This is a genomic window from Actinoalloteichus fjordicus, assembly GCF_001941625.1.
Classification (GTDB): domain Bacteria; phylum Actinomycetota; class Actinomycetes; order Mycobacteriales; family Pseudonocardiaceae; genus Actinoalloteichus_A; species Actinoalloteichus_A fjordicus.
Genome location: NZ_CP016076.1, coordinates 1,682,575 through 1,709,471, shown reverse-complemented (window position 1 = coordinate 1,709,471; position 26,897 = coordinate 1,682,575). Strand labels below are relative to the sequence as shown.

At 69.6% G+C, this 26,897-nt stretch carries 24 protein-coding genes; 4 read left to right on the top strand and 20 right to left on the bottom strand.

Features of this window, described 5'->3' with window-relative positions:
- Positions 1-71: 71 nt before the first annotated feature.
- From UA74_RS07820 to UA74_RS07760, 12 genes are all read right to left on the bottom strand, one after another.
- The gene (locus UA74_RS07820; RefSeq protein WP_083683011.1) at positions 72-977 is read right to left on the bottom strand and encodes an ABC transporter permease; all 906 of its coding nucleotides are present in this window, start codon (positions 975-977) and stop codon (positions 72-74) included.
- 22 nt (positions 978-999) lie between these two features.
- The gene (locus UA74_RS07815; protein WP_318533293.1) at positions 1,000-1,953 is read right to left on the bottom strand and encodes an ATP-binding cassette domain-containing protein; all 954 of its coding nucleotides are present in this window, start codon (positions 1,951-1,953) and stop codon (positions 1,000-1,002) included.
- Complete coding sequence (locus tag UA74_RS07810; protein WP_075739676.1) at positions 1,950-2,492, bottom strand: MauE/DoxX family redox-associated membrane protein; 543 nt, start codon at positions 2,490-2,492, stop codon at positions 1,950-1,952. Before UA74_RS07810 ends, UA74_RS07815 begins: the two co-directional genes overlap by 4 nt.
- Positions 2,493-2,546: 54 nt before the next feature.
- Positions 2,547-2,960 carry a lasso peptide biosynthesis B2 protein gene (locus tag UA74_RS07805; protein ID WP_075739675.1) on the bottom strand — a complete coding sequence of 138 codons (414 nt, stop codon included), beginning with the start codon at positions 2,958-2,960 and terminating at the stop codon, positions 2,547-2,549.
- Positions 2,957-3,214, bottom strand: a complete 258-nt coding sequence (locus UA74_RS07800) for a lasso peptide biosynthesis PqqD family chaperone (protein ID WP_075739674.1) — start codon at positions 3,212-3,214, stop codon at positions 2,957-2,959. Before UA74_RS07800 ends, UA74_RS07805 begins: the two co-directional genes overlap by 4 nt.
- Positions 3,211-5,037: an asparagine synthase-related protein gene (locus UA74_RS07795; protein ID WP_075764129.1), complete on the bottom strand. Its 1,827-nt coding sequence runs from the start codon at positions 5,035-5,037 to the stop codon at positions 3,211-3,213. The genes UA74_RS07800 and UA74_RS07795 overlap by 4 nt, the downstream gene beginning before the upstream one ends.
- 320 nt (positions 5,038-5,357) lie before the next feature.
- Positions 5,358-5,501: a lasso RiPP family leader peptide-containing protein gene (locus UA74_RS07790; protein WP_157434053.1), complete on the bottom strand. Its 144-nt coding sequence runs from the start codon at positions 5,499-5,501 to the stop codon at positions 5,358-5,360.
- An 87-nt stretch (positions 5,502-5,588) separates the two neighbouring features.
- A complete protein-coding gene (locus UA74_RS07785; protein WP_075739671.1) occupies positions 5,589-6,449 on the bottom strand; it encodes an AfsR/SARP family transcriptional regulator in 861 nt (286 codons plus the stop codon).
- 448 nt (positions 6,450-6,897) lie between these two features.
- The gene (locus UA74_RS07780; protein ID WP_083683010.1) at positions 6,898-7,833 is read right to left on the bottom strand and encodes an alpha/beta fold hydrolase; all 936 of its coding nucleotides are present in this window, start codon (positions 7,831-7,833) and stop codon (positions 6,898-6,900) included.
- 777 nt (positions 7,834-8,610) lie between these two features.
- Entirely contained in the window at positions 8,611-9,825 is a 1,215-nt protein-coding gene (locus tag UA74_RS07770; protein WP_075739669.1) for an NAD(P)/FAD-dependent oxidoreductase, read from the bottom strand.
- Positions 9,826-9,916: 91 nt separating this feature from the next.
- Entirely contained in the window at positions 9,917-10,708 is a 792-nt protein-coding gene (locus tag UA74_RS07765; protein ID WP_075739668.1) for an ABC transporter permease, read from the bottom strand.
- Positions 10,705-11,682, bottom strand: a complete 978-nt coding sequence (locus UA74_RS07760) for an ABC transporter ATP-binding protein (RefSeq protein ID WP_083683009.1) — start codon at positions 11,680-11,682, stop codon at positions 10,705-10,707. Before UA74_RS07760 ends, UA74_RS07765 begins: the two co-directional genes overlap by 4 nt.
- Positions 11,683-11,795: 113 nt before the next feature.
- On the opposite strand from UA74_RS07760, the gene UA74_RS07755 reads away from it, so the two are divergent.
- Positions 11,796-12,200, top strand: a complete 405-nt coding sequence (locus UA74_RS07755) for a GntR family transcriptional regulator (protein ID WP_075739667.1) — start codon at positions 11,796-11,798, stop codon at positions 12,198-12,200.
- Positions 12,197-13,345 (top strand): DUF1648 domain-containing protein, encoded by a 1,149-nt coding sequence (locus UA74_RS07750; protein ID WP_075739666.1) that lies wholly within the window; start codon positions 12,197-12,199, stop codon positions 13,343-13,345. The genes UA74_RS07755 and UA74_RS07750 overlap by 4 nt, the downstream gene beginning before the upstream one ends.
- A gap of 65 nt (positions 13,346-13,410) precedes the next feature.
- Here UA74_RS07750 and UA74_RS07745 read toward each other — a convergent pair whose 3' ends face one another.
- Positions 13,411-14,439 (bottom strand): LysR family transcriptional regulator, encoded by a 1,029-nt coding sequence (locus UA74_RS07745; RefSeq protein WP_404799965.1) that lies wholly within the window; start codon positions 14,437-14,439, stop codon positions 13,411-13,413.
- 640 nt (positions 14,440-15,079) lie between these two features.
- Between UA74_RS07745 and UA74_RS07740 the strand changes: the two genes are divergently transcribed.
- The gene (locus UA74_RS07740; RefSeq protein WP_075739664.1) at positions 15,080-15,562 is read left to right on the top strand and encodes a hypothetical protein; all 483 of its coding nucleotides are present in this window, start codon (positions 15,080-15,082) and stop codon (positions 15,560-15,562) included.
- A 265-nt stretch (positions 15,563-15,827) separates the two neighbouring features.
- Entirely contained in the window at positions 15,828-17,276 is a 1,449-nt protein-coding gene (locus UA74_RS34120) for a protein phosphatase 2C domain-containing protein (protein WP_075739663.1), read from the top strand.
- Between the two features lie 68 nt (positions 17,277-17,344).
- Here UA74_RS34120 and UA74_RS07730 read toward each other — a convergent pair whose 3' ends face one another.
- From UA74_RS07730 to UA74_RS07700, 7 genes are all read right to left on the bottom strand, one after another.
- Positions 17,345-17,743 (bottom strand): nucleotide pyrophosphohydrolase, encoded by a 399-nt coding sequence (locus tag UA74_RS07730; RefSeq protein WP_083683008.1) that lies wholly within the window; start codon positions 17,741-17,743, stop codon positions 17,345-17,347.
- A gap of 89 nt (positions 17,744-17,832) precedes the next feature.
- Complete coding sequence (locus UA74_RS07725; protein ID WP_318533292.1) at positions 17,833-19,449, bottom strand: carboxylesterase/lipase family protein; 1,617 nt, start codon at positions 19,447-19,449, stop codon at positions 17,833-17,835.
- 2 nt (positions 19,450-19,451) lie between these two features.
- Positions 19,452-20,066, bottom strand: coding sequence for a TetR/AcrR family transcriptional regulator (locus tag UA74_RS07720; RefSeq protein WP_075739661.1), 615 nt, complete (start codon positions 20,064-20,066; stop codon positions 19,452-19,454).
- A 295-nt stretch (positions 20,067-20,361) separates the two neighbouring features.
- Positions 20,362-21,576, bottom strand: a complete 1,215-nt coding sequence (locus UA74_RS07715; protein ID WP_075739660.1) for an IS701 family transposase — start codon at positions 21,574-21,576, stop codon at positions 20,362-20,364.
- Positions 21,577-22,410: 834 nt separating this feature from the next.
- Positions 22,411-22,734, bottom strand: a complete 324-nt coding sequence (locus UA74_RS07710; RefSeq protein WP_075739659.1) for an STAS domain-containing protein — start codon at positions 22,732-22,734, stop codon at positions 22,411-22,413.
- Complete coding sequence (locus tag UA74_RS07705; protein WP_198042960.1) at positions 22,731-25,001, bottom strand: glycogen debranching protein; 2,271 nt, start codon at positions 24,999-25,001, stop codon at positions 22,731-22,733. The genes UA74_RS07710 and UA74_RS07705 overlap by 4 nt, the downstream gene beginning before the upstream one ends.
- Entirely contained in the window at positions 24,998-26,827 is a 1,830-nt protein-coding gene (locus UA74_RS07700) for an AGE family epimerase/isomerase (RefSeq protein WP_075764125.1), read from the bottom strand. Before UA74_RS07700 ends, UA74_RS07705 begins: the two co-directional genes overlap by 4 nt.
- Positions 26,828-26,897 lie beyond the last annotated feature (70 nt).

Genomic DNA, 26,897 nt, shown 5'->3' with positions numbered 1-26,897 from the left:
GCAGCGAAGGCACTGCCGGAGTCCACCCCGATCACGGGCGTCTGATCACGGGGGGCCGATCGGGGCCCTGTTCACAGGGGACGCCGGAAGCCCCGAACGGCGATCACGCCCGCCAGGACGCCGACCACGACGCTGATGACGATCGCCGTGATCGCACCGCTGCCGACCGGACGGTCGAGGACCAGGGCACGGGCCGCGTCGATGCCGTAGGACATCGGATTGATCTCGGCGGCGGTGCGCAGCCAGCCCGGCAGACCCTCGGACGGGATGAAGGCGTTCGAGCAGAACATCAGGGGGAAGGTGAGCAGGGTGGCCGTGCCCTGCATGAGTTCGACGTCGCGCACCCGGCAGGCGACGGCGATGAAGATCCAGCCGAGTCCGGTGCCCACCGCCAGCGCGAGTCCCCAGGCCGCGATCGTGCCCGGTATCCCGCCGGGCGGCCGAAATCCCAGCAGTGCGGCGGCCAGGATCAGGATCAGCAACAGCTGCACCGCGCTGCGGACCAGATCGGCGAGACTCCTCGCCAGCAGGATGGAACCCGGCCAGACCGGCAGCGAACGGAATCGCGAGACGATGCCGGAGGTCATGTCGTCGGCCAGGCCGAAGGCGCTGCTGATCGCCGCCTGCAGCGTCGCGTTGATCAGGATCGCGGGCACCAGGAAGTCGACGTAGTTCGTGTCGGCCGGGAAGCTCGGCGTCTGCGCCACACTGCCGAAGATCTGGCTGAACACCACCAGCATCAGCAGCGGTGCCAGCAGATTGGCCAGGATCAGTCGTGGATCGCGCAGCACCGCACGCAGCGACCGGCCTGCCAGGATGAGGACCTGACCACGGATCGACGTCCCCCGCAGCGCAGGGCCCGCCGCGCCGCCCGTCCGACCGATGGTGTCCGAGGGGCGCACGCTCACCGTGCGCGGCGGACCGGTCGGGTTTCCTGCACTCGGCGAGTCCACCTCGCCTGTCGAGTCGACCGGCATCGCCGGACCTCCCCTGATCGAGTCAACTGGAATGCGCGACGCCGTTGTTCATGACGAAGAGGTAGACCTCGTCCAGCCCCGGCTCGGTCAGCCCCAGCTCCTCCGCCTCGATGCCCGCCGCGTCGAGGGCACGCACCACGGCAGTGATCTCACGGGCGGCCTCGACCGCGACCGTGAGTCCGGTGCCGGGCTCCTCCCCTCGGACCGGGTGCAGGCCGGCGACCCGCAGCGCGGCCACGGCCCTGGTCATCTCGGGTGCGGGCAGCCGTACGGTGACGGCGCGCCTGCCCACCCGAGCCTTCAGCTCCGCAGGCGTGCCGGTGGCCACGACCCGACCGCCGGAGAGGACGGTGATCACGTCGGCGAGCCGGTCGGCCTCGTCCAGATGCTGGGTGGTCAACAGCACCGTGCTGCCGTTGCGGGCCATCTCCTGCACGGTCTGCCAGAGACCGAGCCTGCTCGTCGGGTCCATGCCGCTGGTCGGCTCGTCGAGCACGATGACCTCAGGACGTCCCACCAGCCCGAGTGCCAGGTCGAGGCGACGACGCATCCCGCCCGAGTAGGTCCGGGCCAGCCTCGTCCCGACCGCCGTGAGGTCGAACAACTCCACCAGCTCGTCGGCTCGGCGTCGGGCCTCTCGGCGGCCTGCGCCCAGCAGGCGTCCGATCATGACGAGGTTGTCCAGCCCGGAGATCTTCTCGTCCAGCGCGGCGAACTGGCCGGTCAGTCCGATCAGGCTGCGGACCTTGGCGGCCTGATCGACCACGTCGAGCCCGGCGATCCGCGCGGACCCGGAGCTGGGATGGGCCAGGGTGCCGAAGATGTTGACCAGCGTCGTCTTCCCCGCGCCGTTGTGCCCCAGCAGGCCGAGCACCGATCCGCGCGGCACGGCGAGGTTCACCTCGGCCAGGGCGGTCACGGCGCCGAACCGCTTTCCGAGGTCGACGGCCTCGATCATCGTCTCGGGCACGGTCACGCCTCGACCTGCGGCGCCATCCGCCCGAGCACCACTCGTACCAGCGCGTCGTAATAGCGAATGAAGAACACCGCGACCGCCACTCCCGCCGCGACGGCGATGACGAGGAGTCCGAGATCGGCGGCCTGCCCGCCGGGAGCCAGCGCGATGCCGGTGACGGCCGCAGCCATGAGCAGCACGTTCCGGAGGATCATCGCGCCGCTCATCACCGAGCCGCGCCCGAAGCAGCGGCACTCCGCGAGGACGCCGACCTGGATCGCCCGGAACACCACCGCGATGAACACGGCGAGCAGACCGGCGGCCATGGCGAAGCCGAGCCGGACGGTGCCGGGCAGCGCCACCAGGATCATCGCCGTGGCCTCCCCCGCCACGACCAGCACGGCGATGCTCGTCGTGACGGGCTGCCGGAACTTCGTGAGCGTCCGGATCGTGCCCGCGAACTGCTGGAACGCCGCCACACCGCGCACCTTGCTGAAAAACGCGACGCCGAAGACAACGGCGATCAGACACCGGTCCGCGATCAGCAGATAGTTCGTCATGGAGCGCGTCCTCTCCTTCGTTCGGGTCCACTCGGCGAGCGGCCCGCCGCCGGGTCACCGCAGTGGAACGGACATCACCGTGCGATAGGCCTTGATGTCGTTGCGTTCGCCGATCGGCGTGCCGTCCACCTCCACCCACGCATGGGCGCGGAACGGCTCGATGCACACTCCCGTGCACCAGTCGGCCCACCGGCCGCCCAGGCGGGCCAGCAGCACCACCGCGACGGACCGTTGCAGACAGCCCTGCCCCGCGCAGCGCACGCTGACCGAGACAACGGCGTCTCGCGCCGCCAGGACCTGCTCGGCGGTGGACGGGCGGGCACCGCGTCGGAGCACGCGGAGCACCGATCGGAGGCGACGCGGGGACAGCCGGATCAAGGGCCACGCCGCCGCGACGGCGAACCTGGCGACCAGTCGGCGGCGCCAGGAGACGCGCACCGAGGGCTCGAGCATCACGGGCATGGTCATCGGACGACCACCTTCGCGGCACACAGCGAGTCGATGATCCCGCTGACGTCGGCGGCGACTCGGCCCGCAGCGCCGGGGTGCTGCGCGCACAGTTCGGCGACCACCTCGTCCACGGCGACGCCCGCCAGGATTCTGCGCAACACGACCGCGCCGGTCTCGTTGAGCTGGAAGTATCGGCCGCCCCGTTCGTCCAGCAGCACCATGCCGTTGCCGACGTCGGTCATGGAGACGTCCGGGGTGAGGGTGAAGGTCATCGGGTTCCTCCGGTCAGAGTCGTGGCCTGCGCGCCGGCGGACAACGATCGCAGCCACGTCTCGCAGGCCAGCGTCGCGACGACGAGGCTGAGCCCGGCCGACAGGGTGTGCATACCGAGCAGGGCCGAGCGGAAAGCGTCGACGTCGACCAGCCCGCGCCGGGCGAGGATCATGTCGTCGCAGAGGTCGATCAGGTCGTTCCGGCACGCCCGGAGACCGGTGTAGGCGTCGGCGCTGTACTCGGACTTCGTGCCCCGGCCCAGCAGTTCGGCGGGGACCACACCCCGCATCGCGGCGGCGAGCACCGGCTTGTAGCGGTAGGGGGTGGCCGACTCGGCGAGCCGAACCGCGAGCGAGGCCTCGACGACGTGATCGTCGACGAACGGCGCCTGCCAGCTCACCCCGGACCGGGAGGTGAGGCGGTCGACCCGGCGGATGGACTCGCCGCACTTCCGGACGTCCTGCATCGTCGCGTGCTGGGGGCGCAGCGGACAGATCGGCTCCGGGTCTTCTGCCGCGGTCGTCCGAAGCAGCCCGCGCACGGCGTCCACGCCCGCGGGCGAAATCCACGGCGGGGTCAGGAACCGGCTGGCCCAACCGAAGTCCGGGTCACGCTGCATCTGTTGGATGGGCTTGGTGAGGGTGGCACCGGCGGCCGCCAGCCATCGGGCGAAGCTGGGGTTGCGGGCGATGCCGGTCACCATGGACCGCACGGGCCAGCGGTACATCGACCGATAGCCCCGCAGGTATCGCATCGAGGTCAACGGCTCGCTGCGCAGGAGCGCGTGCAGGTGCGGCGGGGTGGGGAAGAACAGTTCGTCGCCGCCGTGTCCGGTCAGATGCATGGTCGAGCCGAGCGCGGCCAGCCGTCGAGCCTGGTGTTCCAGCCTGCTCCTGGTGCGGATCCAGGCGAACGGCGCCTCGGCGTCGGCATCGAACCTTGCGAGCCCGGCAAAGTTCATCGGGGTCTCGGCCCTGCCGAGCAGGACGTGGTTCGCCTGGGGAATCGAGGCGGCGGCCCGGGCCGCCCAGGACTGGTCCTCGTCGTCCGGGTTCGCCGCCTCCCACCGGGTCGTCACGAAGTGGTCGACCCGCCGGGCGGCGAGGAAGGAGACACTGGTCGAGTCCATCCCGCCGGAGAGATCGGTGCTGAGCGACCGCTTCGTCCCGGTGCGTGCAGCCACCGCGTCGTGGAGTGCCGCGCCCACCCGTTCTGCGGCCTCGGCAAGCGAGACGTCCGGTGGTGGCGATGTCCACCAGCGCACGGTCCGCCCGACACCACGATTGTCCAGTTCAAGTCGGCAGCCCACGGCCAGTGCCTCGACATCGCGCCAGAGACAGCGGTCGTTCAACGGCCATGGTGCGAAGGGCGAGACGAGCTGGAGGGCTAGCAGCTCGTCGACGACGTCGGCGCCCGTCAACGCGGCCAGTCTCTGCGGTCGGTCGGCCGCCACGACGACCCCCCGGACCCTGGTGTGGAAGATCTGCCGGGCCGAGGACAGTGTGCCCTGTGCCTGCACCCGTCCGTCGATCGATGCGACCAGGTGGAAGCTGCCTGCCGACGCGCGGCGGAGCCGGTCGAGATCGACGCCGCCGGGCCGGTCCAGCCTCGCGGCGAGGTCCGGTGTGGTCGCCGAGGAGACACCGAGGATCGCGACGCGGCGAGACCCGGCCGAGGCCCAGCAGACCTCATCGTCCGCCCACGCGCCGACGATCCAGGGCCGGCCGGACGAATGCGGAATCAGCCTGCGGCCCGGTCCCACCGCGACCGTCTCGGCGACGGCAGCCCCTTGCGGGCAGTCCGGAAAGATCAGGAACTCCATGCCGTTCTCCCCGTTCCGGTCGTCGTCGGACCGCCGCTGCTGGGACTGCGTCTGCTACCTCGGCCGTCCGACGTCGGCCGAGGTGAGAGGTTTCGCGGGTGCAGGCAATGTGATTCCGGTAGCCCGCCGGGGCCGTCCTGCCGGATGTCCGGACTGCCGGACTCGACGGCCGCCGCATCGTGAAGCGTCCTGCCGATCTCGGCCTGCGTCGCCTCGAACCGGTCCGCCGGTCTCGACCCGGGCACAGCACGGGCCGCGCCGACGCGCCTGCGCCCGTCGGCACGGCCGCACTCGACCGTGTTCGCCTCGTACCGGATTGATCAGCAGACCATGACGCAAGACCAGTCGGCCTCGAATCCCCACGACGGACGGCCCAGCGTCACCTCGTCGAAGATGCCGACCTCCTCCAACGCAGGCGGCTCGTACGATCCGAGCGACTCCGTCACCATCGGTTCACGGTTCATGAGGTTCTCCTCCTTCAGACCGGATCGGTAACCCTTCAACCCAGAAGACATTCGGCTGCACCACGTCGCTTCCGGGCTGCGGTCAATCTAAGTGCGACGGCTTGCGAAGTTCTTGTCTGCACCTTGCATCGGCCGACAGCCGTCCTGATCTACTGCCGTACCCCAATATCGACCGCCGATCACAAACCTGTCTTCCTGCAGCACTGGATCGTTTCGCAGAATCGCAGTCTCCAGCCAGGAGAGCCGACCCGGCGGATCAAGTCCGAACTCCCGGTCCATTAATTCACGGACCCGCCGGAATACCTCCAACGCATCTGCGGTACGCCCGCCGCGATACAGCAGGATCATGAGCTGAGCGGCGAACCGCGGCCTGCCGGGAAATCTCGACGACAACGCCGTCAGCTCCGCGATCAGGCCCGACCAGGCACCCAGTTCGATCCTGAGGTCGATCTGGTCGGTGAGCACGTCGAGCCTGCGTTCCTCCAACGGCAGGCAGAGTTCCATCCGCGCCCGCTCGTTGGTGATGTCCGACAACGGCGGGCCGCGCCAGAGGTCGAGCGCCTGCCCGTACAACGCCAACGCCTCGGCGGCATCGGAGGACTGCGCACGGCTGACCATCGCCTCGAAGCGGTGGGCGTCGACGTGCTCGCCAGGCACGGTGATCAGGTAACCGGCGCCCACGGTCCGCAGGGCGACCCCGCAGGAGGCGGCGTGCCCCCGGTCCAGCCCGAGCGCCGCCCGCAGTCGCGACACGTGCGCCTGCAGGGATCCGGTGGCCGAACGCGGGAGCGGATCACCCCACAGGAGCTGGAAGATCCGCTCACGATGCACCGACTCATTGGCGTTGAGCAGCAGCACGGCGAGCAGCAGCCGACGCTGCTGCGGTCCGATTCTGACCTCCTGTCCACCCCGCCAGAACTGCGTCTCGCCTAACAGTTGAAAATACATGATCCCCCGATCACGAATTCCCGTTCCACGCTGGACCCGGCCGACAGCAGACACCAGGTCGCCGCTGCCGATATCCGCAACCCCATCTCCCCCAGGGCGCCGGACGTCCGACAGGACGACTGCTTACAATCTATGAATATTCATCATCTCGACGTTCCGGCAGTATTAACGGCAGATCACTTTCCCGGTGCCTGACCGCCATTGATTACCAGTGATCAAGATCGGCAACGCGAGGCCCAGGGTAGCACCACGACGCGCTACGAACGGGTGAAATCACTGGTTCACGCCTTCGTGCGGGTCGCCGGACATCGCCGCCGACGGATCAGGAGCATAATGTCGGGATTCCGGCATTTCCGACAGAGTTCACCGACGGAGTTCACCGAAGCGCCGAACCGCCGCCCGCCGGACCGCGACCATCGGTCGACGGCAGGCGGGCGACGAATCGGGGCTAGAGCGCGAGCCCGGCGAGCAGTGCCGCCACCTCCCGAGCCCGATACAGGAATCCGACGTGCGAGGTGTCCAACGTGTGCACGTCGTAGGGGTTGTCCGGGGTGAGGGCATCGGCCTCGGCGATCAGCCGATCCTGCATCGCGATCGGCAGCGACCGGTCACCGGTCAGTCGCAGGTAGCTGCGCGCAACGGTGCCCCAGGTCTCGGCCTTGACGGTCGCGTCCGCCGTCATCACCGCCAGGGACTCGTCGGGCTGGAGGATGTTGAGGAACGCGAGGAAGCTCGCGTCGTCCACATCGGCCAGCACGGCCGCCTTGAGCGCGGCCAGCAGCTCGGGATCGCCGCTGCGGTAGTTCGCCCGCCCCACCCCGAGCACACCGGGGTCGCCGACGTTGAGCGCGGCCAGCGGCGCCAGCAGGTTCTCGGCGAACTCCGGTTCCTGCATGTACTCGATGGGGTTGGCCCGCTGCACACAACTCCAGGCGGAGATGTAGACCAGCCTGCTGATCAGCTCGGGCGCGCGGTCCGCCACGCCGCTGATCGTCAGGCCGCCGAGGCTGGCGCCGACGAGCACCACCGGGCCGTGCCTGCCGACCGTCCTGGCGACGTCGAGAACCTCCGCCACGTTGTCGGCGAGGGTCACTCCCGCCAGGTTCGACGGCTCGGCCGCCCAGGCGTCGAGATCCTGCGGGGCCTGATAGGCGGCTGAGTAGTGCGCGTCGAAGCCGTGGCCCGGCAGGTCGACCGCGTGGCTGCGGTGTCCGAGCAGCGCCAGTTCACGTTGGATCGGAGCCCACATGAAGGAGTTCGACCCGGACCCGTGCACCAGCACGAAGGTCGGAGCACCGCCTGCCTGCGGAGTGGGAGGCACCGACGTCGGATCCTGCGGCGTCGCCGCAGACTCGGCCGTCGGGGGCTTGGAGTTCGGAGCCATGGTCAGTCCTGTCTCTCTCGGGATGCGTCGAACATCCCGGATAACCGACGCGCATTCGTCGGGAAGGCGATGGGAGAGGGTGCTGCGACGGACGAGAGTCGGCACGTCCGTACGCAGGGGTCGTTCGAGATGAGCGAGCACCAGTGGACGACGCGGTCGCGATCCGGCAGGCCGCCGCGAAGGCGGGCACCGCACGGACGACGGCCCGTCGGAGCACGGCAGAACCGCTCGGCACGAGCGGGTTCGGCGGTGTCAGGTGTCGTCGTGTCGACGACCAACAGGAGATCGGTTCACCGGGTCAGCCGCGCGAACGGCGGCGACCATCCGGACCGACCTCTCAGGCGGCGCGAAGCCGGCAGAATGCGTGAGCGGAGACCATGCGGGGGAGTCTACCTGCCGCACGCGGGGCCTCGACGGCGGTATCGGCCCTGGCGGTCTGCGCCAGCCCGGCGTCGAGCCGCGATCGCAGGCCCGACCGCCCGAGAGTCGACTCGCCCCCGGAGCGACCCGCTCGACGCCGCCGATGGACGGACTGCGGCGGAACGGCAGCGGACGACGCGGCGACGGACGGCGGCGACGGCGGGCAGACGCGCCGTCGAACGCCGCTGCTCGGCGACGAACTTCGGCGACGAACTGAAGAGACGATGCGGCGACGCTCGCTCAGCCCGCACCCCGCCTCGGCCGCCGGTCCCGCCCCCGATCGTCCCGCTGCGCATTGGGCCTGCCGTGCACCCGCCGCCGGCCGTCACCACCTCGGCGCATCAGCCGCGCCGCGCCTCAGCCTGCGGAGAGCGCGTCGTGCCAGTCGATGTCGGCGTCCAGGGTGGACCGCCAACGGCGCAGGGCGCGGAAGTCCCCGACGCCCAGCACCCCCGAGAGGCGGCTGCCTCGGCGGTAGAGCGCGATGAACCGGCGGTCGGGGAGCGAGCCCGCGACGATCCGCACCTCGTCGTGTCCGTGCAGCAGACCGTGCGACTGGATCTTGACGTCGTACTGGTCGGACCAGAAGTAGGGCACCGGGGAGAACGGCTGCGTCTCGGTCCCGACCACGGCGCCCGCGACGTAGCGCGCCTGTTCGGAGGCGTTGGTGCGGTGCTCGACCCGCATCTCGGTGCCGTAGCGCGGGTTGAACCAGCGGGCCACGTCACCCGCCGCGAAGACGCCGGGAGCCGCCGAGCAGGTCGCGTCGCAGTGCACGCCGTCCGCACAGCGCAGGCCGCTGGCGGAGAGCCAGTCGACGGCGGGCCGCGAGCCGATCGCCACGGCGACGACGTCGGCGGGTAGCACCTCCCCGTCGGCCGTGCGGACACCGGTCACGGCCCCGTCCTCGACGCGCAGGGAACGTACGGCGGCGGCGGGACCGGTGCGCAGGTCGACGCCCTGCTCACGGTGCAGTTCCGCGACGAAGCCGCCGATCTCGGTGCCGACGACGGCGGCCAACGGCGTCGGGGCGGGCTCCAACAGCCACACGCGGGCCCCCAGCCTGCGTGCGGCGGCCGCGATCTCGGTGCCGAGGAAGCCTGCTCCGACGACGACCAGGCGGGTGTCCGGTTGCAGAGCCGCCCGGAGGGCGACGGCGTCGTCGAGGGTGCGCAGGGTGTGCACACCCCGGACCCCGTCCGTCTCGGGCAGCCGCCTGGGCTGGACGCCCGTGGCGATGACCAGTCGGTCGTAGGCGGCCGCACCGCCGTCGGACAGGGCGACGCGACGCCGCTCCGGGTCGAGCCCGGTCGCGGTGACGCCGAGCCGGAGATCGAGGTCGAGCCCGTCCAGGTCCTCCCGCTGCCGCAGCCGGACACGCTCGGGCGCCCAGTCGCCCGCCAGGATCTGCTTGGACAGCGGCGGGCGGTCGTAGGGCAGGTGGACCTCGTCGCCGATCAGCGTCACCGCGCCGTCGAACCCGTGCCTGCGCACCGTGTCGACGACGGTCAGCCCCGCCACGGACGAGCCGACGACCACGATCCGGCGCGGGGCGGCCCCGTTCTCAGTCATGCCTCGACGGTAGTCCGGCCCTGCCCGGGTGGTGATCGTCTTCTCGTGATCACCACCACTGGACCGGGTCGGCGCGATCCTGTTCCCGCGTTCAGGCGACGTCGCGGCGCAGCGGCAGGGCAATCGCCGTCACCGTGGCGATGAGGAGATAGCCGAGTAACAGCAGTCCGGCGAGCTGGGCGGGGAGCATTCGCACGCCGGTCCCGGCGAGTTCGTCGGCTTGGTCGGCGAGCAGGGTGAATCCCAGCAGCGATGACGTCGCGCCGCCGGGCAGGTAGGGATAGGCCGCGCTCAGACCGGGAACGAACAGCAGCAGGTTCTCCACCGCGTAGAACCAGGCACCCACCACCACGAACGCCAGCAGCTGGTTGCCGACCAGCGCGCCGACGGCGACGCCTAACACGGTGAAGAGCGCCATCGCCAGGACGATCCGCAGCCCCGTCACCGTCAGGGCACCGACGGGGAGGCCCAGTTTCACGCCGTGCACCGCCGCCCCGGCGTAGAGCCCGAGCACGGCCGTCGCGACGACGACCAGCCCGTAGGCCAGGCCCGCCGTGGCGTAGACGAGGAGCTTCGCGACCAGCACCGTCCACCGGCGAGGTGCGAAGAGGAACGTCGCCGTGATCGTCTGGTGCCGGTGCTCCGCACCCATGGCCGTGGTGCCGAACAGAGCGGGGACGAACGTGGTGAGCCCGGCGAGGCCGAGCAGGAGCAGGACGCCGTCGGGGGTGTCGAGCCCCGGCAGGGGCGGGCTCGAGTTCTCCGGCCCGACGACGGCGATCAGGCCGGTCAGGCCGCCGCAGGCCACGGCGGCGAGCAGACCCCAGATCCACAGCCTCGTAGAGCCCAACCTGCGGAACTCCGCGCGAATCAGCGTGGTCATCGGTTCGGCTCCTCGTCGGCGGTCAGTCGCAGGAAGACTCGTTCGAGGTCCTCGGTCTGCCTGGTCAGTTCGTGGACGCGCAGGCCGCGCTCGGCGACGAGATCAGCGAGGTCGGCGGTGGTCATCCCCTCGACGCGCAGCTGGTCCGGACCCATCAGCGCCACGGCGGGCAGACCGGGACCGCCGGTCGGGCGGGCAAGGACGGCGCGGGCGAGATCCTCGGCGTCAGGGGATCGGACGAGGATCGCCTGCGTGGCGCCTGCGGTGAGCTCGGCCGTCGGCGCGTCGGCCACCAGCCTGCCCGACTTGATGACCACGACCCGATCGGCGAGCTGCGCCACCTCGGCGAGGACATGACTCGAGACGAGGATCGTGCGGCCGTCGTCGGCCAGCTCGCGGAGGAGTCCGCGTAACCAGGAGGCCCCGGCCGGGTCCAATCCGTTGCCCGGCTCGTCGAGCAGCAGGAAGTGCGGGTCGCCGAGCAGTGCGACGGCCAGGTTCAGCCGTTGTCGCATTCCGGTGGAGTAGCCGCGAGTCGGCCGGTCCGCCACCTCGGCGATACCCAGCAGATCGAGGACCTCGGACACGCGCGCACGGGGGTGCCCGCCCATCGTGCAGTAGAGGAGCAGGTGGTCACGGCCCGTCCTCGTCGGATGCAGGCCCGCCGAGTCCAGGACGGCGCCGACCGCTGCGGTCGGTCGAGGCAGGTCCGCGTATCGCCGCCCGCCGATGAGTGCCCGGCCTGCGTCGGGACGCACCAGGCCGAGCAGCATGCGCATGGTCGTGCTCTTCCCCGCGCCATTGGGGCCGAGGAAGCCGGTCACCATGCCGGGGCCCACGCGGAAGCTGAGGTCGGACACGGCGGTGACCGAGCCGAAGCGCTTGGTCAGGGCCGTGACCTCGATCGATCCTTCTCCGCTCGTCGAGTGCCTGCCAAGTGGGACAGGCGAGACGCCTGCCGGACAACGTGCCATGGGATCTCCTGCTCTGAAAGGACACGGGCGCCGTCGATCACCGCCGGACACCGCCCAGCTGGACGACACCGCGCTATCTGTTATAGATTATGTATAACAGATAGCATGACGGGGTGCAGCTCACCATCGACCTCGACAGCGAGGTGCCGATCTATCAGCAGATCCGGGATCGAGTCGTGGAGGCCGTTGCCGTGGGCAACCTGGTGGAAGGCGCCTCGCTGCCCTCCACCAGGCAGCTGGCCGCCGATCTGCTGATCAATTTCCACACGGTCAACAAGGCCTACGACCTGCTCCGACAGGAGGGGGTCATCCGGGTCAATCGCAAGAGCGGCGCCGTCGTCCGCCGCGACGGCCGCTCCGGCCCGCCGGAGGCCTCGGTCGCCGAGGAGTGGCAGCGACGCCTGCGGACCCTCCTCGCCGAGGGAGTGGTCCACGGCCTGACCTCAGCGGACGTGCTCGAACGGTCCACCGAGGTGCTCGCCGACTTCGACAACCGACGGGAGGACCCGACGACATGACCCTCTACACACTGCTGATCACGCTGCACGTCCTGCTGGTCACCGGCGTCTTCTGGTCGATCCCTGTCCTGGCCAGACCGACGCTGCCCTTCGGCATCCGAGTGCCGTCGGCGCGGGCCGCCGATCCCGCGATTCGCGGCACGCGCCGCCGCTACCAGCGCGGAGTACTGCTGGCGGGCGGGCTGGCCGTGCTCGGTCTGCTGCTGCCCACTCTGTGGGGCGTGACGCTGCCAGGCGAGATCCTCGCCGTCCTCGGCCTCGTCGATCTGGGGCTGTATCTGCTCGCCTCGGGAGAAGTCCGGCGGGCCAAAGGACGCGGGGCCTGGTACGCCGAGCTGCACCAGGGCGTCACCACGGACACCACGCTGCGCACCGAGCCCGTCTCGTTTCCCGTCGGCTGGCTCATCCCCGCTCTACTGCTCGTCGCGGGCACTGCGGCGCTGGGCTTCTGGCGCTACCCAGAGCTGCCCTCCACCCTGCCCGACCTGAGCTCCCTCGGCACCGACCCGGCTGTCAGGACGCCCGCGTCGGTGTCTACCGCCTTTCTGCCAGTGCTTCTCCAGACCGGCGTCACGCTGTTGGCGACCATCCTGACGATTTTGATCCTGCGGGCGCGGCCGGAACTCGACGCGGAGCGGCCCGCCGACTCCGCCCGGCGCTTCCGGGTGTACCTCGCCGGTGTGGGCAGGCTTCTGCTGTTCACCACGACGTGCCTGAACACAGCGCTGCTCGTCGCCGCGAGCATCGTGTGGGAACTGCTACCTGCCGGCCTGCCCGCGATCCTCCTGATCGCCGCCGTGGTCGTCCTCGCCGTCGGGGCGTGGGTGGTGTTCATGGTCCGAGTGGGGGAACTCGGCAGCAGGCTGCCACAGAGATCCGGCAGCAGGCTGCCCGAGGAGACCGACGCGCCGGAGGACGCCGGCCTTGTACAACGCGACGACGATCGGAACTGGTTCCTCGGCGGCATGGTCTACGTCAACCGACACGATCCCGCGCTCCTGGTGCATCGGCGGGTCGGCGTCTACTGGACGCTCAACCTCGGTCATCCGGCGGCGTGGACGATCCTGTCCGTGCTCGCCCTGACGCTCGGGGCGCTCTGGTGGCTGAACGCCACGGGCATGATCTCGCTGACCGTCCGGGGGTGACTCGCGACGTCCCGCTCCATTCGTCCGCCCGCGCGTCGAGGAGGGCGCGGGTGCGCGAGCGCCGGTCAGCCGTCCTGCTCGTCGACGCCGACGGTGCGCGACTGCTTCCACCGTGCGTCCTGCTGCGCGAACGCCTCCCACAGCAGGTTGAGCGGATGATCCACCGGGTGTGCGGCGCGCTCGCCCCGACGGGCGAACAACCCGGCGAGGACCTGTAAGCCCGGGGCGATGTCGTCGATCAGCTCGATGGTCCGCAGCCCCTGGCCCTCCGGCAGTCGCCCCTGCTCGGCGGCCTCCCCGATCCCCTTGGTGACCAGCAGTGCGCCTCGACTCAGCTCGGAACGCAGCAGCTCGAATCCGTAGTGCACCGTGTCGATCTCGGCCGAGATGTCGAGCGTCGCTCGATAGTCCGCGCCGAACCAGCCGCGCAGGAAGTCCGTGATCAGCCCGCCGACCGGCGTCACCAGCGGGAGCGTGGGCAGCTCACTGGTCCGCATCGTCGGGCCCGGCAACAACGCGGGCGGCAGGTTCGTCACCAGCGACAATCCGCTGCGGCGCCACTCCATGACGTCATAGTCGGCCAGCTCGTCGACGTCGTCGGTCCTGGTCACCACGCTGCCGCACACCAGGTCGACCTGTTTGGCTCGCAGCCTGCCGAAGAGGTCCCCGGAGCGGACGTGCACGACCTTCAGCTCGACGCCGCGTCGATCGAACTCCTCCGAGACGTACTGCCCGGCGTCGGCGAGATACCGGAGGGTGAACCGCGTGGTGGCCACCGTCAGAGTCCCGCCGAGTCTGCGCCTGCACTCGTGGATCTCGTCGAGCCAGCCGCCGAGGGTGCGCCGGGCCATCTCCACGAGGGTCTCGCCGGTGTCGGTGAACAACACGTCCTTGCCACGCCCCTGCTTGAGCACCAGCGGCTCACCGCACAGGTTGCTGAAGTTGCGGTTCAGGGTGTCGAGCTGCTTCTGCACGCTGGACTGCTCCCGACCGAGCGTCCTGGCGGCGCCGAGCGCCGTGCCTGCCTCGCGGACGGCGAGCAACGTGCGGAGCTGGTCCATCGTGGTGTCGAGCAGCGGAAGGGGCGACTGCAACAGTCGACTTCTGCCGCTCGCCGAGGAGATTCTGAGTGGGCTGTGCGTGGACATGCTTCCTTCCCGTCCTCCAGGCCGTCCTGCCGACGATCAACGAATCGTAGTGCAGGGAACTGATCTCGACTACGGACTAAATTTTCTCCAGATCAGGTCGACCATCCGGTGAATTCCACGCAGCCTCGTGTGTAACATCTGATCCGCTCCGCAGGCCGGTTCGCCACGACGCCGGCCCCCGAGTAGTCAGACCGAAATCGAGCCGGAATCGCACCCTGAATCCGGTGTCATTCCCGCCAGAGAGGATATACCGAGCCCCGATCTGACCGCCCACGCGAACGCGGGTAGAACCGTCGGCGAACCTTTCGGCGACCGACGGGAGCCGATAGCACGATCCTTTCCGCCGACGTGGTCGACACGCTCCGATACGCGTCACACCTCACGCGTCCGCGACACCCGAGCACCGCAGGCAGGCGACCACGTCGTCGTGGTCGAGCCCGACAGCTCGAATGGCAGGGAGACCCGTTCCGATGAACCGACCCCAGACTGCCCCTGGTCCGCAGCCGGCGGTACCGACGACGCCTGCTCGCAAGCCGGGGACCCTGACCGGCCTGCTGGTGACGATCCTGATCGCCGTGGTGACGCGGTGACCGGCGCCGTGCTCGGCTGTTCCGGCGGCGAGACCCTGGCCGCAGACGACATCGTGCCGGTCATCGACGAGTCGCCGGAGATCCTGCCGGAAGCAGCCGGAATGTCGGTGACCGAAATACCGGAACGGGTCGGTCCCGCCGAGGGGGACCGGCTGATCGGGGCACGACGGGAGACCTTGATTTCGCACGCCTTGATCGCCGTGTTCGGTGCCGCGATGCTGCTGTTCCGCGGACTCTCGGCACGCCGGGGGACCACCTCGGCCCGCGTCTTAATCACTATTTTCGCAGTGCTCTCCGCATTTCCGTATCTGCTGTTCTTCGGCGGCCATCCGCCGCCCATGGTCGGAATTCTGAGTATTCTCGCGGTGGTCGCTGCGGCAATCGCGATCGTGTTCTGGCTGCTGCCTGCGAACAACAGGTATGCGAAAGCAGACAAAGCCGCTCATATCGGCGGCAGGCGCCGAGAAGGCGCCGACTGAACTCGGCACCCGCCGCCTGCGCGAGGGGTCAGGCGACGGGTGCCGCTCCCATGTCGACCAGGGGGCGACATAGGGGAGGCGGGTTCCCTCGCTCGGTGCAGCAGGCGTCGCCCCGGTGTCGGCACCGGGGCCGCACCGTGGCACTGAGCGAGGGAACAGTCTTGGCTCTGCGTTAACCTGCTGTGGTCGGGGGTGGTGACGACCCTCTCCGCAAACTGATCGGACGTCTCCTCCACAGAGGTAGGACGGGTGAAGGAGCTGCCCCATGACCCTCGCTCTGCGTTACACGGCCCGCAGTGACCGGGGGCTGGTCCGCTCGAACAACGAGGACTCCGTGTACGCGGGCCCTCGGCTGCTCGCGGTGGCCGACGGCATGGGCGGCCATGTGGGCGGCGAGATCGCGAGCCGGGTCGTCATCGCCTCGGTGACGCCGCTCGACGACGCAGACCCGGCCGAGGACCTGCTCGGCGCGCTGCGCGACGCGGCGGTCGACGGCAACAGCGCCATCGCCGCCACCGTCGAGGAGGAGCCCGAGCTCGCCGGGATGGGGACCACGCTCACCGCGCTGCTCTTCGCGGACGACCGGGTGGGGCTGCTCAACGTCGGCGACTCGCGCGCGTATCTGATGCGGGACGACGAACTCGTCCAGATCACCCACGACGACACGTTCGTTCAATCGCTCGTCGACGCGGGCCGCATCACCATCGCCGAGGCCGAGGTGCACCCGAAACGCTCGCTGGTGCTGCGTGCATTGACCGGCGAAGAGGTCGTGGAGACCACCACCGAGCTGCGCGAGGTGCGCGCCGGTGACCGTTATCTGCTGTGCTCCGACGGACTCACCGACGTCCTGAACCACGCGGCGCTGAGCGTCGAACTGCGCATCGGCGACCACGAGGTCTGTGCCGACCGACTCATCGAGGCGGCGCTGGCCGGTGGCGGGCCGGACAACGTCACGGTGATCGTCGCGGACGTCACCGAGGTCTCGGAGGGCGCGGGAGACGCCGAGGCCGCAGCGGTCGCGGGCGGCTCAGCCGGGTCGAGCGAGCCTGCTGCCGTCGCGGCGACCGTCGCCCCGGCAGGCGCTGCTGCGGCGGACGCCCCGGACGCGGACTCCGCAGCGCCGGACTCCACCGCGCCGGACGGCATCGGCCACGGCGCGGAGACCCCGGCGGCGGACCCGACCGAGCCCGCCGGTCTCGACCGGGCGACCGCAGGGCAGGACCACGCCGAGGCACCGGTCGCGCCCACCGTGTCGGCGTGGTTCACCGAAGCCGACCGGTCGAGCCAGGCGGACGAGGCGCAGGCAGCGGGCTCTCGGGACGTCGAGCGTTCCGGTGCTGCGGGGGCGCAGGCTGATCCGGGGTGGGCGGAGACGAGCCGCCCAGCGGACTCGGCGACCGCGAGCGACTCGGCCGTCTCCGGGCACGCCCCCGTGACCCCCACCAACGACGCCGACCCCGCCGTCAGCACCGAGCAGGCGACCGCCACGACACCCGAGGACGCCGGAGCCGACGGCGGCGCGGCTGTCACCGAGCAGGCTGCGGCAGGCCGGGACGAGTCGAGCGACCGTCGGGAGGACGCCTCGACGACCGACTGGTCTGCTGCCGAGCACCGGCGACAGCCGCGCTCGGCACGATCGCTGCTCGTCGGCGCGGCGGTGCTCGGCGTCGGTGCCGTCGCGACGATCGCCGTGCGGCGCAGGCTCGGCCGCTAGGCGATCGCCGCTCCGCTCCCCCGGGCACGACGCGACCCTCCGGTGCGCATCCCGGGGGCAGGCCGCTCTCACCTCGACTCGGCCCCGTCCGGCTGCGTGGTCGACGCCGGATCACTTCGGGGGTCGACCCGGACGATCGAACCGCGTTGCAGTTCGACGGGAAAGCGCTGTTCGTTGCGGTCGATCTTGGCGTTCGCGGCGGCGAGGAGATCGATGCCGCAGGAGTCGGCGAAGCGCAGCAGATAGAGCAGGACGTCGGCAGCCTCGTCCGCGATCCTGCCCCGTAGCGGCCCCTCGGCCAGGGCCGCCGGGATCTCCTCCGCCGCAAGCCACTGGACCTCCGATACCAGCTCCCCGACCTCGCCGGTCAACGCCAGCGCGAGGTTCTTCGGGGTGTGGAACTCCTGCCACCCTCGCGCCTCGACGAAGGCCCTCTGCCGCGCACGCAGCGCACTGAACTCGTCCATGTCCGCAGACCGTAGGCGTACGGCCGGGACCGCCGACGACGCGGGCGACGCACCGTCACGCCGCCCGCATCGTCGCGCCCGGCTCAGCCTCAGGCGATGTCGCGCCAGAAGTCGAGCCGATGTTCGGCGACGTAGTCGACCGGCGCGATCCCGGCGTCGCCGGGGGCCAGCGACAAGACGTTGTCCGCCTCGTCGAACGGCGCCCAGTCGGGCAGGCCTACGCCATTGGGGTCACCGGACCGGGCGAAGTTCGTCCAGTAGGAGATCATCTGGTCGGAGAGCACGAGCTGCGCCGGGGTGAGCAGCTCCACGAAATCCGCGGAGCGAAACAGGTAGCTCGTCTCGGCGCTGTGGAACGCCCCCGATGGCAGGTCCGCCGGGAAGGGGATCTCGCTGGGAGCGTCGGAGTCGGCGAACTCGTAGGCATAGGTCGGCACCTTCGCCGCGAACATGCCGTTGTGCCGGAAGGTCGAGAGGGCCCACATCCGGTCGGTCAGCACCGTCGCGAACGCCAGACTCGGCGATGCGTAGTCGGACAGCGGGTACTCGGCCGCCACGAGTGCCGCGTCGGTACCGAAGGCCTCCACCAGCAGGTCCGGGTACTGCTCCGCCGTCACCGGCTGCCCGATCAGGTCACGGAAGGTGCCGACGAAGGTGCGGTGTTCGTCGCGGGTCGCGCCGGAGAGCACCGGCACCGCCGCGAAGTCGCCTGCGGCCAGCAGATCGCCCGGTACGCCGGGCAGGACGTCGTTGTCATAGGCCATCTGCTGGAACATGTTCATCACCTGGGGATAGTCGAGCAGTGTCTCGACCGGCAACGCCCGCAGACACTCCAGCGCAGCCGCCGGGTCGGCACAGCCCAGTTCCCCAGCCAGCATCGAGCCGAGCGCCTCGGCCTGTTCGGAGCTGGTCCAGCCGAACCAGGGCAAGGCGGGCACGCCGGGGAAGACCGAGCCGGCAGGCGCGTCCATCAGCGGGAAGCCGCTCTGCAGGATCGCACGATGGAACAGGCCCTGCGAGTCCGGGGAAACCAGGTGAGCGCTGGTGGCGGTGGCGCCGTAGGAGACCCCGAAGAGGGTGACGTTGTCGGGGTCGCCGCCGAAGGCCGCCGCGTTGCGCTGCACCCATTCCAGGGCCGCGCGCTGGTCCTGGAGACCGAAGGTGCCGGAGTCCGCCAGGCCGGGCAGCCCGAAGCCGCCGAAGAGGCCGAGCCGGTAGTTCACCGTCACGACCACGACGTCGCCGTCCACGGCGAGCCGAGTGCCGTCAAACAGGTCTCCGGAGCCGACCGCGCCGTCACCGTGCAGCCACACCATGACCGGCCGGGGCTCGGCGTCGCCCATCGGCGTGGTCACGTTGAGGACCAGACAGTCCTCGTCGGTGCTCCCGGTGTCGGCGTAGGAGGCGCCGATCTGCGGGCACGGCGAGCCCGGTTCGGTGGCGTCACGCACCTCCGACCAGGACGGCGCGGGCCGCGGCGGCGCCCATCGATTCTCGCCCGTGGGCGCGGCGGCATACGGGATGCCCTGGAAGCGTCGGTGGTCATCGGCCACCACGCCTCGGATCGGGCCGGTGTCGACGGTGACCAGGTCATCGCTCATCGGTGTCTCCTGACTCGCGTCGACGGCGGTGTGGTTCGCGCATCCGGTGAGCAGCAGGGCACCTGCTGCCGCCGCTGCCCAGCGGATCGGTCGCGGGTGCGTCATGGTCACCTCCTGGTGGCGAGATCGATCATGGTCGCGAGCTCCTGTCTGATGACGTCGAGTTCGGCGGGCGCCGCGTCGTGCAGCCGCGACAGCACCCCGTCGCGCAGCGCGAAGACGAAGAGCGCCATCGCATCGGGGTCGAAGTCGCGGAATTCCCCGCGCCGGATGCCCTGGCGCAGCAGCTCGGCGAGGGCGGCGTGGTCGGACTCGACCAGCTCGGCGAACGTCCGAGTCTGCGAGTCGGTGATCTCGGTGTCGGCCTGGATACGCCGCAGCGCCAGCATCGAGGCGCGGTTGCCACGGGAGAAGTCGATCTGCGCGGTGAGGAACGCCCGCAGCTGCTCGGGCGCGGTCTCGTGCTCGTCGAGCCGCTCCACCACGAAGGCACCGAACCGGGCGAGCACGTCGCGAACGACCTCCGTGACCAGCTCCGCGCGGTTGGCGAAGTGGTAGGAGATCAGGCCGGTACTGCTCAGCCCCGCCCGCGCCGCGATCTGCCGATAGGTGGCGCGCGAGTACCCCAGCTCTGCGACGGTCTCGATCGCGGCGGCGATGATCTGGGTCCGCCGGGCGCGTTCGGTCACGGTCAGCTCGCCCGAATCAGACTTTGCTTGCATGAGCAGAAGTTAGCACAGTTGAGCAAAAGCAGTCGCTGCGACGCGCAGACATGCCGTTGACCAGGGACGACGGCGGAGCCGCGCCGAATGGCGAGACGGAGGCGACCGGGACCCGCAGGGCGCCGCGATCAGAAAGGGGGCGTCCGCCGGGACGCCGGTGGCGAAGTCGTCGATCGGGCAACGCCCGTCCGACGACCTCGCCACGGCAGGCAAGGCGGTCGCCCACCGAGCGTCGCCGTCGACATTCGGTGACCGACCAGTGGTCAGCGGTGGTGCGAGACGTCAGCAGAAGACGTCAGGAGGACTGCCGAACGTGCAGGTCCGCGCCCTTGGCGAAACGGGAGTGCGCGAACGCGGCGGAGACGAGCGTGACGTGATGGTGCCAGCCCCGATACGAGCGGCCCTCGAAGTCACGCAGCCCGAACTCGTCCTGCAGGGTGTGCAGGTCCGCCCGGGCCCGATGCTGAAGCCTGGTCAGCGACATCACCTCGGACGTCCGCTGTTCGGTCAGATTGGTCAGCCAAACGCTGCCCTGACTCATGCCGTCCGTCGGCCGGACACCCACCAGACGCAGGGCCGATCTCTCGACGACGCTCGGCGACCGCCCCGCCCCCAGCGAGGGCAGTCGTACCGGCACGGAGGTGAGTCGCGCTCGACGCGGTCGGCCCGGCTCTCCGCCCCACCAGTCGATCACCTGGCGATGGCGGGAGTCCATGGTCCGCAGGTACTCCTGCGCTGTCACACGTCGTTCCTGGCGCGGCACGTCAGTGGGCCGCACGGCGGCCAGATGGGGCCCGCCGATCACTTCTTGGGTGGCGCTGACTCGCACCACGAAATTGACACCACGTTCCCCGAGGCCCGCGATGAGTCGGCCCGGATCTCCCATTCCCCGGAGATCGGCCAGTACCGGTGCCGCAGCGGACTCCCAGTCCAACCCGACCTCGTCGATCATGTCGAGCACATACTCCCACTCGTCCTTCGAGTGTACCGATTCGGGAATATAAGCTCGATTCCTTCTGGTAGCGTCCTCGGTCCATCTCGGCGACAGCACGATACGCCAGTCAACCGGGACGCTGGCATACTCGGAGGCCAGGAACAAGCCCATCCCGACCTGACAATTGACCGCCTTTCCCTCACTGGGAACGAATCTGCGTTCCACGCCGACAGAATGCGTGCCACGCTTGGGTATCACCGTGTTCTCGATCACCCAGGCACGTGGCGAGAGTTGCGCGGCGGCCTCCTTGGCCAGCCATCGACGGACTGCCGTCCAGTCCCACGGACTCTGGTTGATGAACTGCTGAAGCGACTGCGCAGCAGGCATCGCGAGCACTTCCTCAGCCATCCGCTTGACGGACTTCCTACCCTTTCCCAGCAGCAGCCCACGCAGGTACACTTCAGCCCAACGTCGCTGGTCAGCCCGCGGGAGCGAACTGAAGGCCTGCGCAGCGAATCGCGAGACGTCGTCACTTCTGGCCAGCGAAAGAGAAGACTTCAAACTGTATCCGGTCATCCTCACCCCAGTCTTACAAGCACGAGCAGCTCGGTTTAATACTCCGTAAGAGTAAGCACTACGGCAAGCTACACCTCACGAAGTCGCCTTGATCTGTCCGGGCCGCTTCCTAGCCCGGAAGTTGAAAGACTCCGCCGAGCGGCGGAATCTATTATCACTCTCCGTAATATAGCCTGTTGAGTCGTCACCCTGGTGTCGCAATCATGCATGGGCAGAGCGATTTGCCGTCGACATCAACATGGTTTCATAAGCCCCAGACGATCACGATCCGCACACGTCAGGGCGCCGTTCACCGCCCGATCAAGCCCGCACGAGGAGGAGTGCGGCCCCCGATCGTCGTAGTGGTTCGCATACTCTCCGCACACGGCAATTGTTGCCTGTGCAACCAACTGTCTCGGGTGCCCGCCACAGGGAAGCACCCGCTGTGGGCCACATCTCAGCCGGCTCCCGATTGCTACCGACGGGTAAGCGGGCCAAACGGCCAAGGACCACCACGACAGGCGAACCGGTGAATGCGACCCGGCGATCAGCCGACAAATCGCCGGCCAAGAAAGAAGAACAGCCAATGAGAAATAGTTCATCGAACCCGGCCCGCACCACGAGCGACGCGGCGGGGCCGAATTGATTCAGCCCCGCCGCGTATGGACGGACAGTGATCGATGGTCAACAGTCTGCGGCCGGCGGGCCGGCGGTCCGGGCGCCCCGACATCGGCCCCGACAGGGCTGGTGCTCACGAATGCCTCGACATAGGTCGACAGCCTCCGACGGCGCCCATTCGGCCGTCGGCCGAATGGGCCATGCTCCCCCGGAGGAAATCAACTCGCGCGGGCAGGTTCAGGCGCTGCTACCTGCCGTCGCGATCGTGATGGAGTGATCGAATCCAGCCAATCGGATCGTCTCCCGCACCTCCGCACGGGCACCGACGAGAATGATCTCCACGCGCGGTCCCATCATCTGGTGCGCCCATACCAGGGCACGGACGCCTGCCGAGGAGATCGACCGCAACGCGCTCATCTGCAGCACCAGGCGCTCTAATGGTCGAGTGCCCGCCTGGTCCACCAGCGACCGGAAGACCGGTGTCGAACTCTCGCCCAGCTCGCCCGCGAGGTGGATCGTGGCCGTCCCCTCGGTGAATCCGAGATACGCCTCGAAGCTCATGTGTCCTCACTTCCGTCGGGTCGTGCCACCAGCACGACCGCCGATCTCGCCGTCAACGTCAGCTCCGGCCCTGCCCAGGCGGGTTCCTCCCCCGCCTCGGCGGCGGCCTGAGCTCGGCCGGTGTCGGCGAAGAGATGCCAGCCGGTTCCCGCAGGCGCGGCCGGGGGCGTGACGATCCGCTGCTCCGCATGGGCGTTGGCCGCCACGAACACGGTGTCGGTGCGCCCGTCGTCTGCCTTCTCGTGCAGCATCATCGCCACCAGACTCGATCCCGGTGACCAGTCCGGCTCCCACGGCCTGGCGCCGTGCCAGCTCACCTCCGGGTACTGCCATCCCGGCGGGGTCTGCCCCTGCGGATGCGCGGCACGCCGCAGCACCGGGTGCGCCAGCCGGAAGTCGATGCAGCGCCGGACGAAGCGGATCAGGTCGGTGTGACCGGCCGCCGCGGCCCAGTCCACCCAGGTGATCTCGTTGTCCTGGCCATAGGCGTTGTTGTTGCCCTGCTGAGTCCGGCCGAACTCGTCGCCTGCGAGCAGCATGGGCACGCCGTTGCTCATCAGCAGCAGAAGCAGCGCATTGCGGGTCTGCCTGCCCCGGAGCGCGCGGATCTCCGGATCGTCGGTCGGGCCCTCGTGTCCGTGGTTCCAGCTCGCGTCGTCCTCGCCGCCGTCGCGGCCGTCCTCGCCGTTGGCCTCGTTGTGCTTGTGGTCGTAGGAGACCCAGTCCGCGAGGGTGAAGCCGTCGTGGCAGGTGACGAAGTTGACCGAGGCCCCAGTGCCCCGCCCCGCGTAGAGATCGGGCGAGCCGACCAGCCGGGCGGCCAGTTCGCCCGCGCTGTCCGGTCTGCCCACCAGGAAGCGCCGCAGCGTGTCCCGATAGCGGCCGTTCCACTCCATCCAACGCCCGTAGGCGGGGAAGCTGCCGACCTGATAGAGGCCTGCCGCGTCCCAGGCCTCGGCGATGAGCCTGCAGTCGGCCAGCACCGGATCATGGGCCAGCTCCTCCAGCAACGGCGGATTCTCCATCGGCGACCCGTCGGTGCCCCGCGACAGGATCGAGGCGAGGTCGAAGCGGAAGCCGTCGATGTGGTACTCCACCGCCCAGTACCGCAGGCAGTCGGCGATGAAGCTCCGCACGACCGGATGGTTGCAGTTCAGGGTGTTCCCGGTGCCGCTGTAGTTCTGGTAGTAGCCCTCCGGGGTCAACAGATAGTACGTGGCGTTGTCGATGCCTCGGAAGGACAGCGTCGGACCCCGATGATCGCCCTCGCCGGTGTGGTTGAACACGACGTCGAGGATCACCTCGAGCCCGGCGGCATGCAGCGCCTTGACCAGTTCCTTCAGCTCCCTGGCCGCGCCGTCCTCGGCCGGGTCGGCGGCATAGCCGGTCTTCGGCGAGAAGAAGCCGATCGGGCTGTAACCCCAGCTGTTGAGCAGGGGCGCGCCGGTGGTCGGGTCCCGGTGGGTGTTCTCGGTCTCGTCGAACTCGAACACCGGCAGCAGCTCGACGCAGTTCACGCCGAGTTCCCGCAGATAGGGGATCTTCTCCCGCAGTCCGGCATAGGTTCCCGGTGCGTCGACTCCGGCGGAGTCGTCTCGGGTGAAGCCTCGGACGTGCAGTTCGTAGATCACCAGGTCGGCGGCGGGCAACCGGGGCCTGCGGTCCTCGCCCCAGTCGAAGTCCGATCCGGCGGCGCCGAGGACCTTGCCTCGGTACCGGGGCCGCTCGCCCCATCGCTCGCCGCCTGCCAGCAGCCGGGCATGGGGATCGAGCAGCAGTGCGTCGGGATCGAATCGGGCGCCCGGCGCATGGGCCGGACCGTCGACCCGCAGTGCGTAGTGCACCAGGTCCGGGTCGAGACCGAGCACCGTCATGGCGAAGACGTCGCCCACCCGATAGTCGTCGGGAAACGGGATCTCGCCCAGTACGGAGCCGCGTTCCGGGTCGAGCAGCACCAGGATCATCCTGGTCGCGGTCGCCGAGGCGACCGCGAAGTTGATGCCCGTCGCCGTCGCCGTCGCGCCGAGGGGCAGCGGTCTGCCTCGGACGATGCGGAAGCCGTCGACCCAGCGGACGGCGGAGATCTCGGGCCGCCCGTCGGCTCCAGCGGCGAGCCGCTCATCCGCTCCAGCGGCAGGCCGCCCGCCCGAGGCGACGGCGGGCACGTCGGAGCCGACGACCAGGGCGCCGCCCCTGCCCGCCTGCTGTGTCCGGGAGGCGGCAGCTCCCGAGCCCGCGCCGACGGCGGAGGTCGTCGTCCTGGTCACCGTTCCTCCACTGGGCGCAGCCGGGCCTGGACGGTGAGCGGACTCGCGCTGCGCGGCAGCCGGACGGCCATCGCGTCGGGGTCGAAGTCGGTGAACGGCTCGCCGTCCACCAGCACCCGGTCCAGCACGGTCCGGCCGGGCGGCAGCACGTCCGGTGCCACCCGCAGCAGTCCGTCGGGGAAGTCCGCGTCGGGGCCCGGCCGGAACCACAGGTCCAGCGGCTCGCGACGCACCAGGAGTCTGCTGTAGACGGTGGCCAGGTAACACAGCTCGGCCGCGTGGTACATGCTCATCGAGTGGCTGCCCTTCAGCCGCTCGGTGCCGAGCAGGTAGGGCAGGCCCTCGGCGAGCACCGTGAAGTAGACGCCGCCCTCGTCGTGGTCGAGGAAGAAGGCGTTGTAGAACGCCTCGGCCTCGCGAGCGTGCCGCAGGTGATCGGCGTCGCCGGTGTGGCCTGCGAGGACCAGGTAGGCCAGGATCGCCTGTTCCTGCTGCCACCAGGCCTTCCGGTCGTGCCAGACGAAGTCGTGGCGGCCGTCGCGCGGCTGCCGTTCCAGGACGTCGTACCAGCCGCCGCGCTGCGGGTCCCGGCCGATGGCGGGCATCGTCTCTGCGAGGCGCCTGGCGAGCTGCTGGTACTCGAACTTGGGCACCGCGGCGTTCATCCTGGTCAGGTTCCAGGCGATCTTGAGGTTGTGCCCGACCACCGCGCGATCCTGCTGCCAGCCCCACTCCCGGTCGGGCGACCAGTCCTCGTGGAATCGCTCCTGCACGAAGGGGCTGCCGCCGGGACCTCGGTCCGGGAAGTGCGAGACGATCATGTCGAAGGTGTGCTCGAGCATGTCCCGGTAGGTCGGATCGCCGGTCGCCAGGTACAGGTTGAACAGGTAGGCGGGGGCGTGATCACCGACCGAGTTCCAGTTCTTCCTGGACCGGTTGCGGCCGAGCGACTCCTCGTGCGGGCTCAGGCGCACGGGGTCGATGTGCGAGAAGTACCCGCCCCGTCTGGGGTCGGCGAAGAAGCGACGGAAGAGCCGGATCGTGCCCTCGATGTCGCGTCGGATGGCGGGATCGCCGGTGACCCGGTACGTCTGCACCAGGCCGACGAGGGCATAGATCTGCTCGTACGCCGGGATCGCGTGGTAGTCGTCGTCGAACTCCGAGGTGAAGAGCTTGCGCTCGTGCATCCCGTCGACGTCGATGCCGTGGTACCAGTAGGTGACGTCCTGCTCGGTGTCGACGAAGCGCATGTGCTCCCGCAGATACCCCGAACCCCGGTCGGCCACGGTGAGGAAGTCCTCCTCGCCGGTGAGCAGATAGGCCGAGGACATCCCGTAGACCAGCCGCGAGATCGTGTCGGTCTCCTGGACGTGTCGGCCGTTCTTGTCGCCGCCCAGCCGCAACTCGGTGCGGTAGTCGGCGAAGTCGACCTCCCCGGCGCCGAACTGTGCCCGGCGGTAGAACCCGGCCAGTGCGCGCAGCTGGTCGGTCCACCACTCGGGGGTCTCGAAGACGAAGTCGTCGCCGGAGTTCCCTGACTCGACGAACAGCAGGCTGCTCACCTGGTAGCGCAGGCCGTCGGCCTCGGGGTACACCGGGCCGTAGGCGAAGAGCAGTCTGCCCGGCCGCAGGTGATCGGCGAGGCTGCCGGTGACGTCCACCGGCGGCCCGCCGAGATTGCGCAGCAGCTGCCCGGAACTGCTCTCGGTCAGCTGCAGGGCGATGCGCCTGCCGTCGAGGGTGCGTAACCGGATGCGACCGTCCTGGTAGTCCTCCAGGTAGCCGGCAGTGGTGTCAGAGAAGGTGTAGGCCCGTTCAGCGGCCACCTGATGCCTCCAGTCTCATCAGATATCGGCTCGGCGGCGTCGGCGAGAAGACTGGTCGCCCACGCGCGCC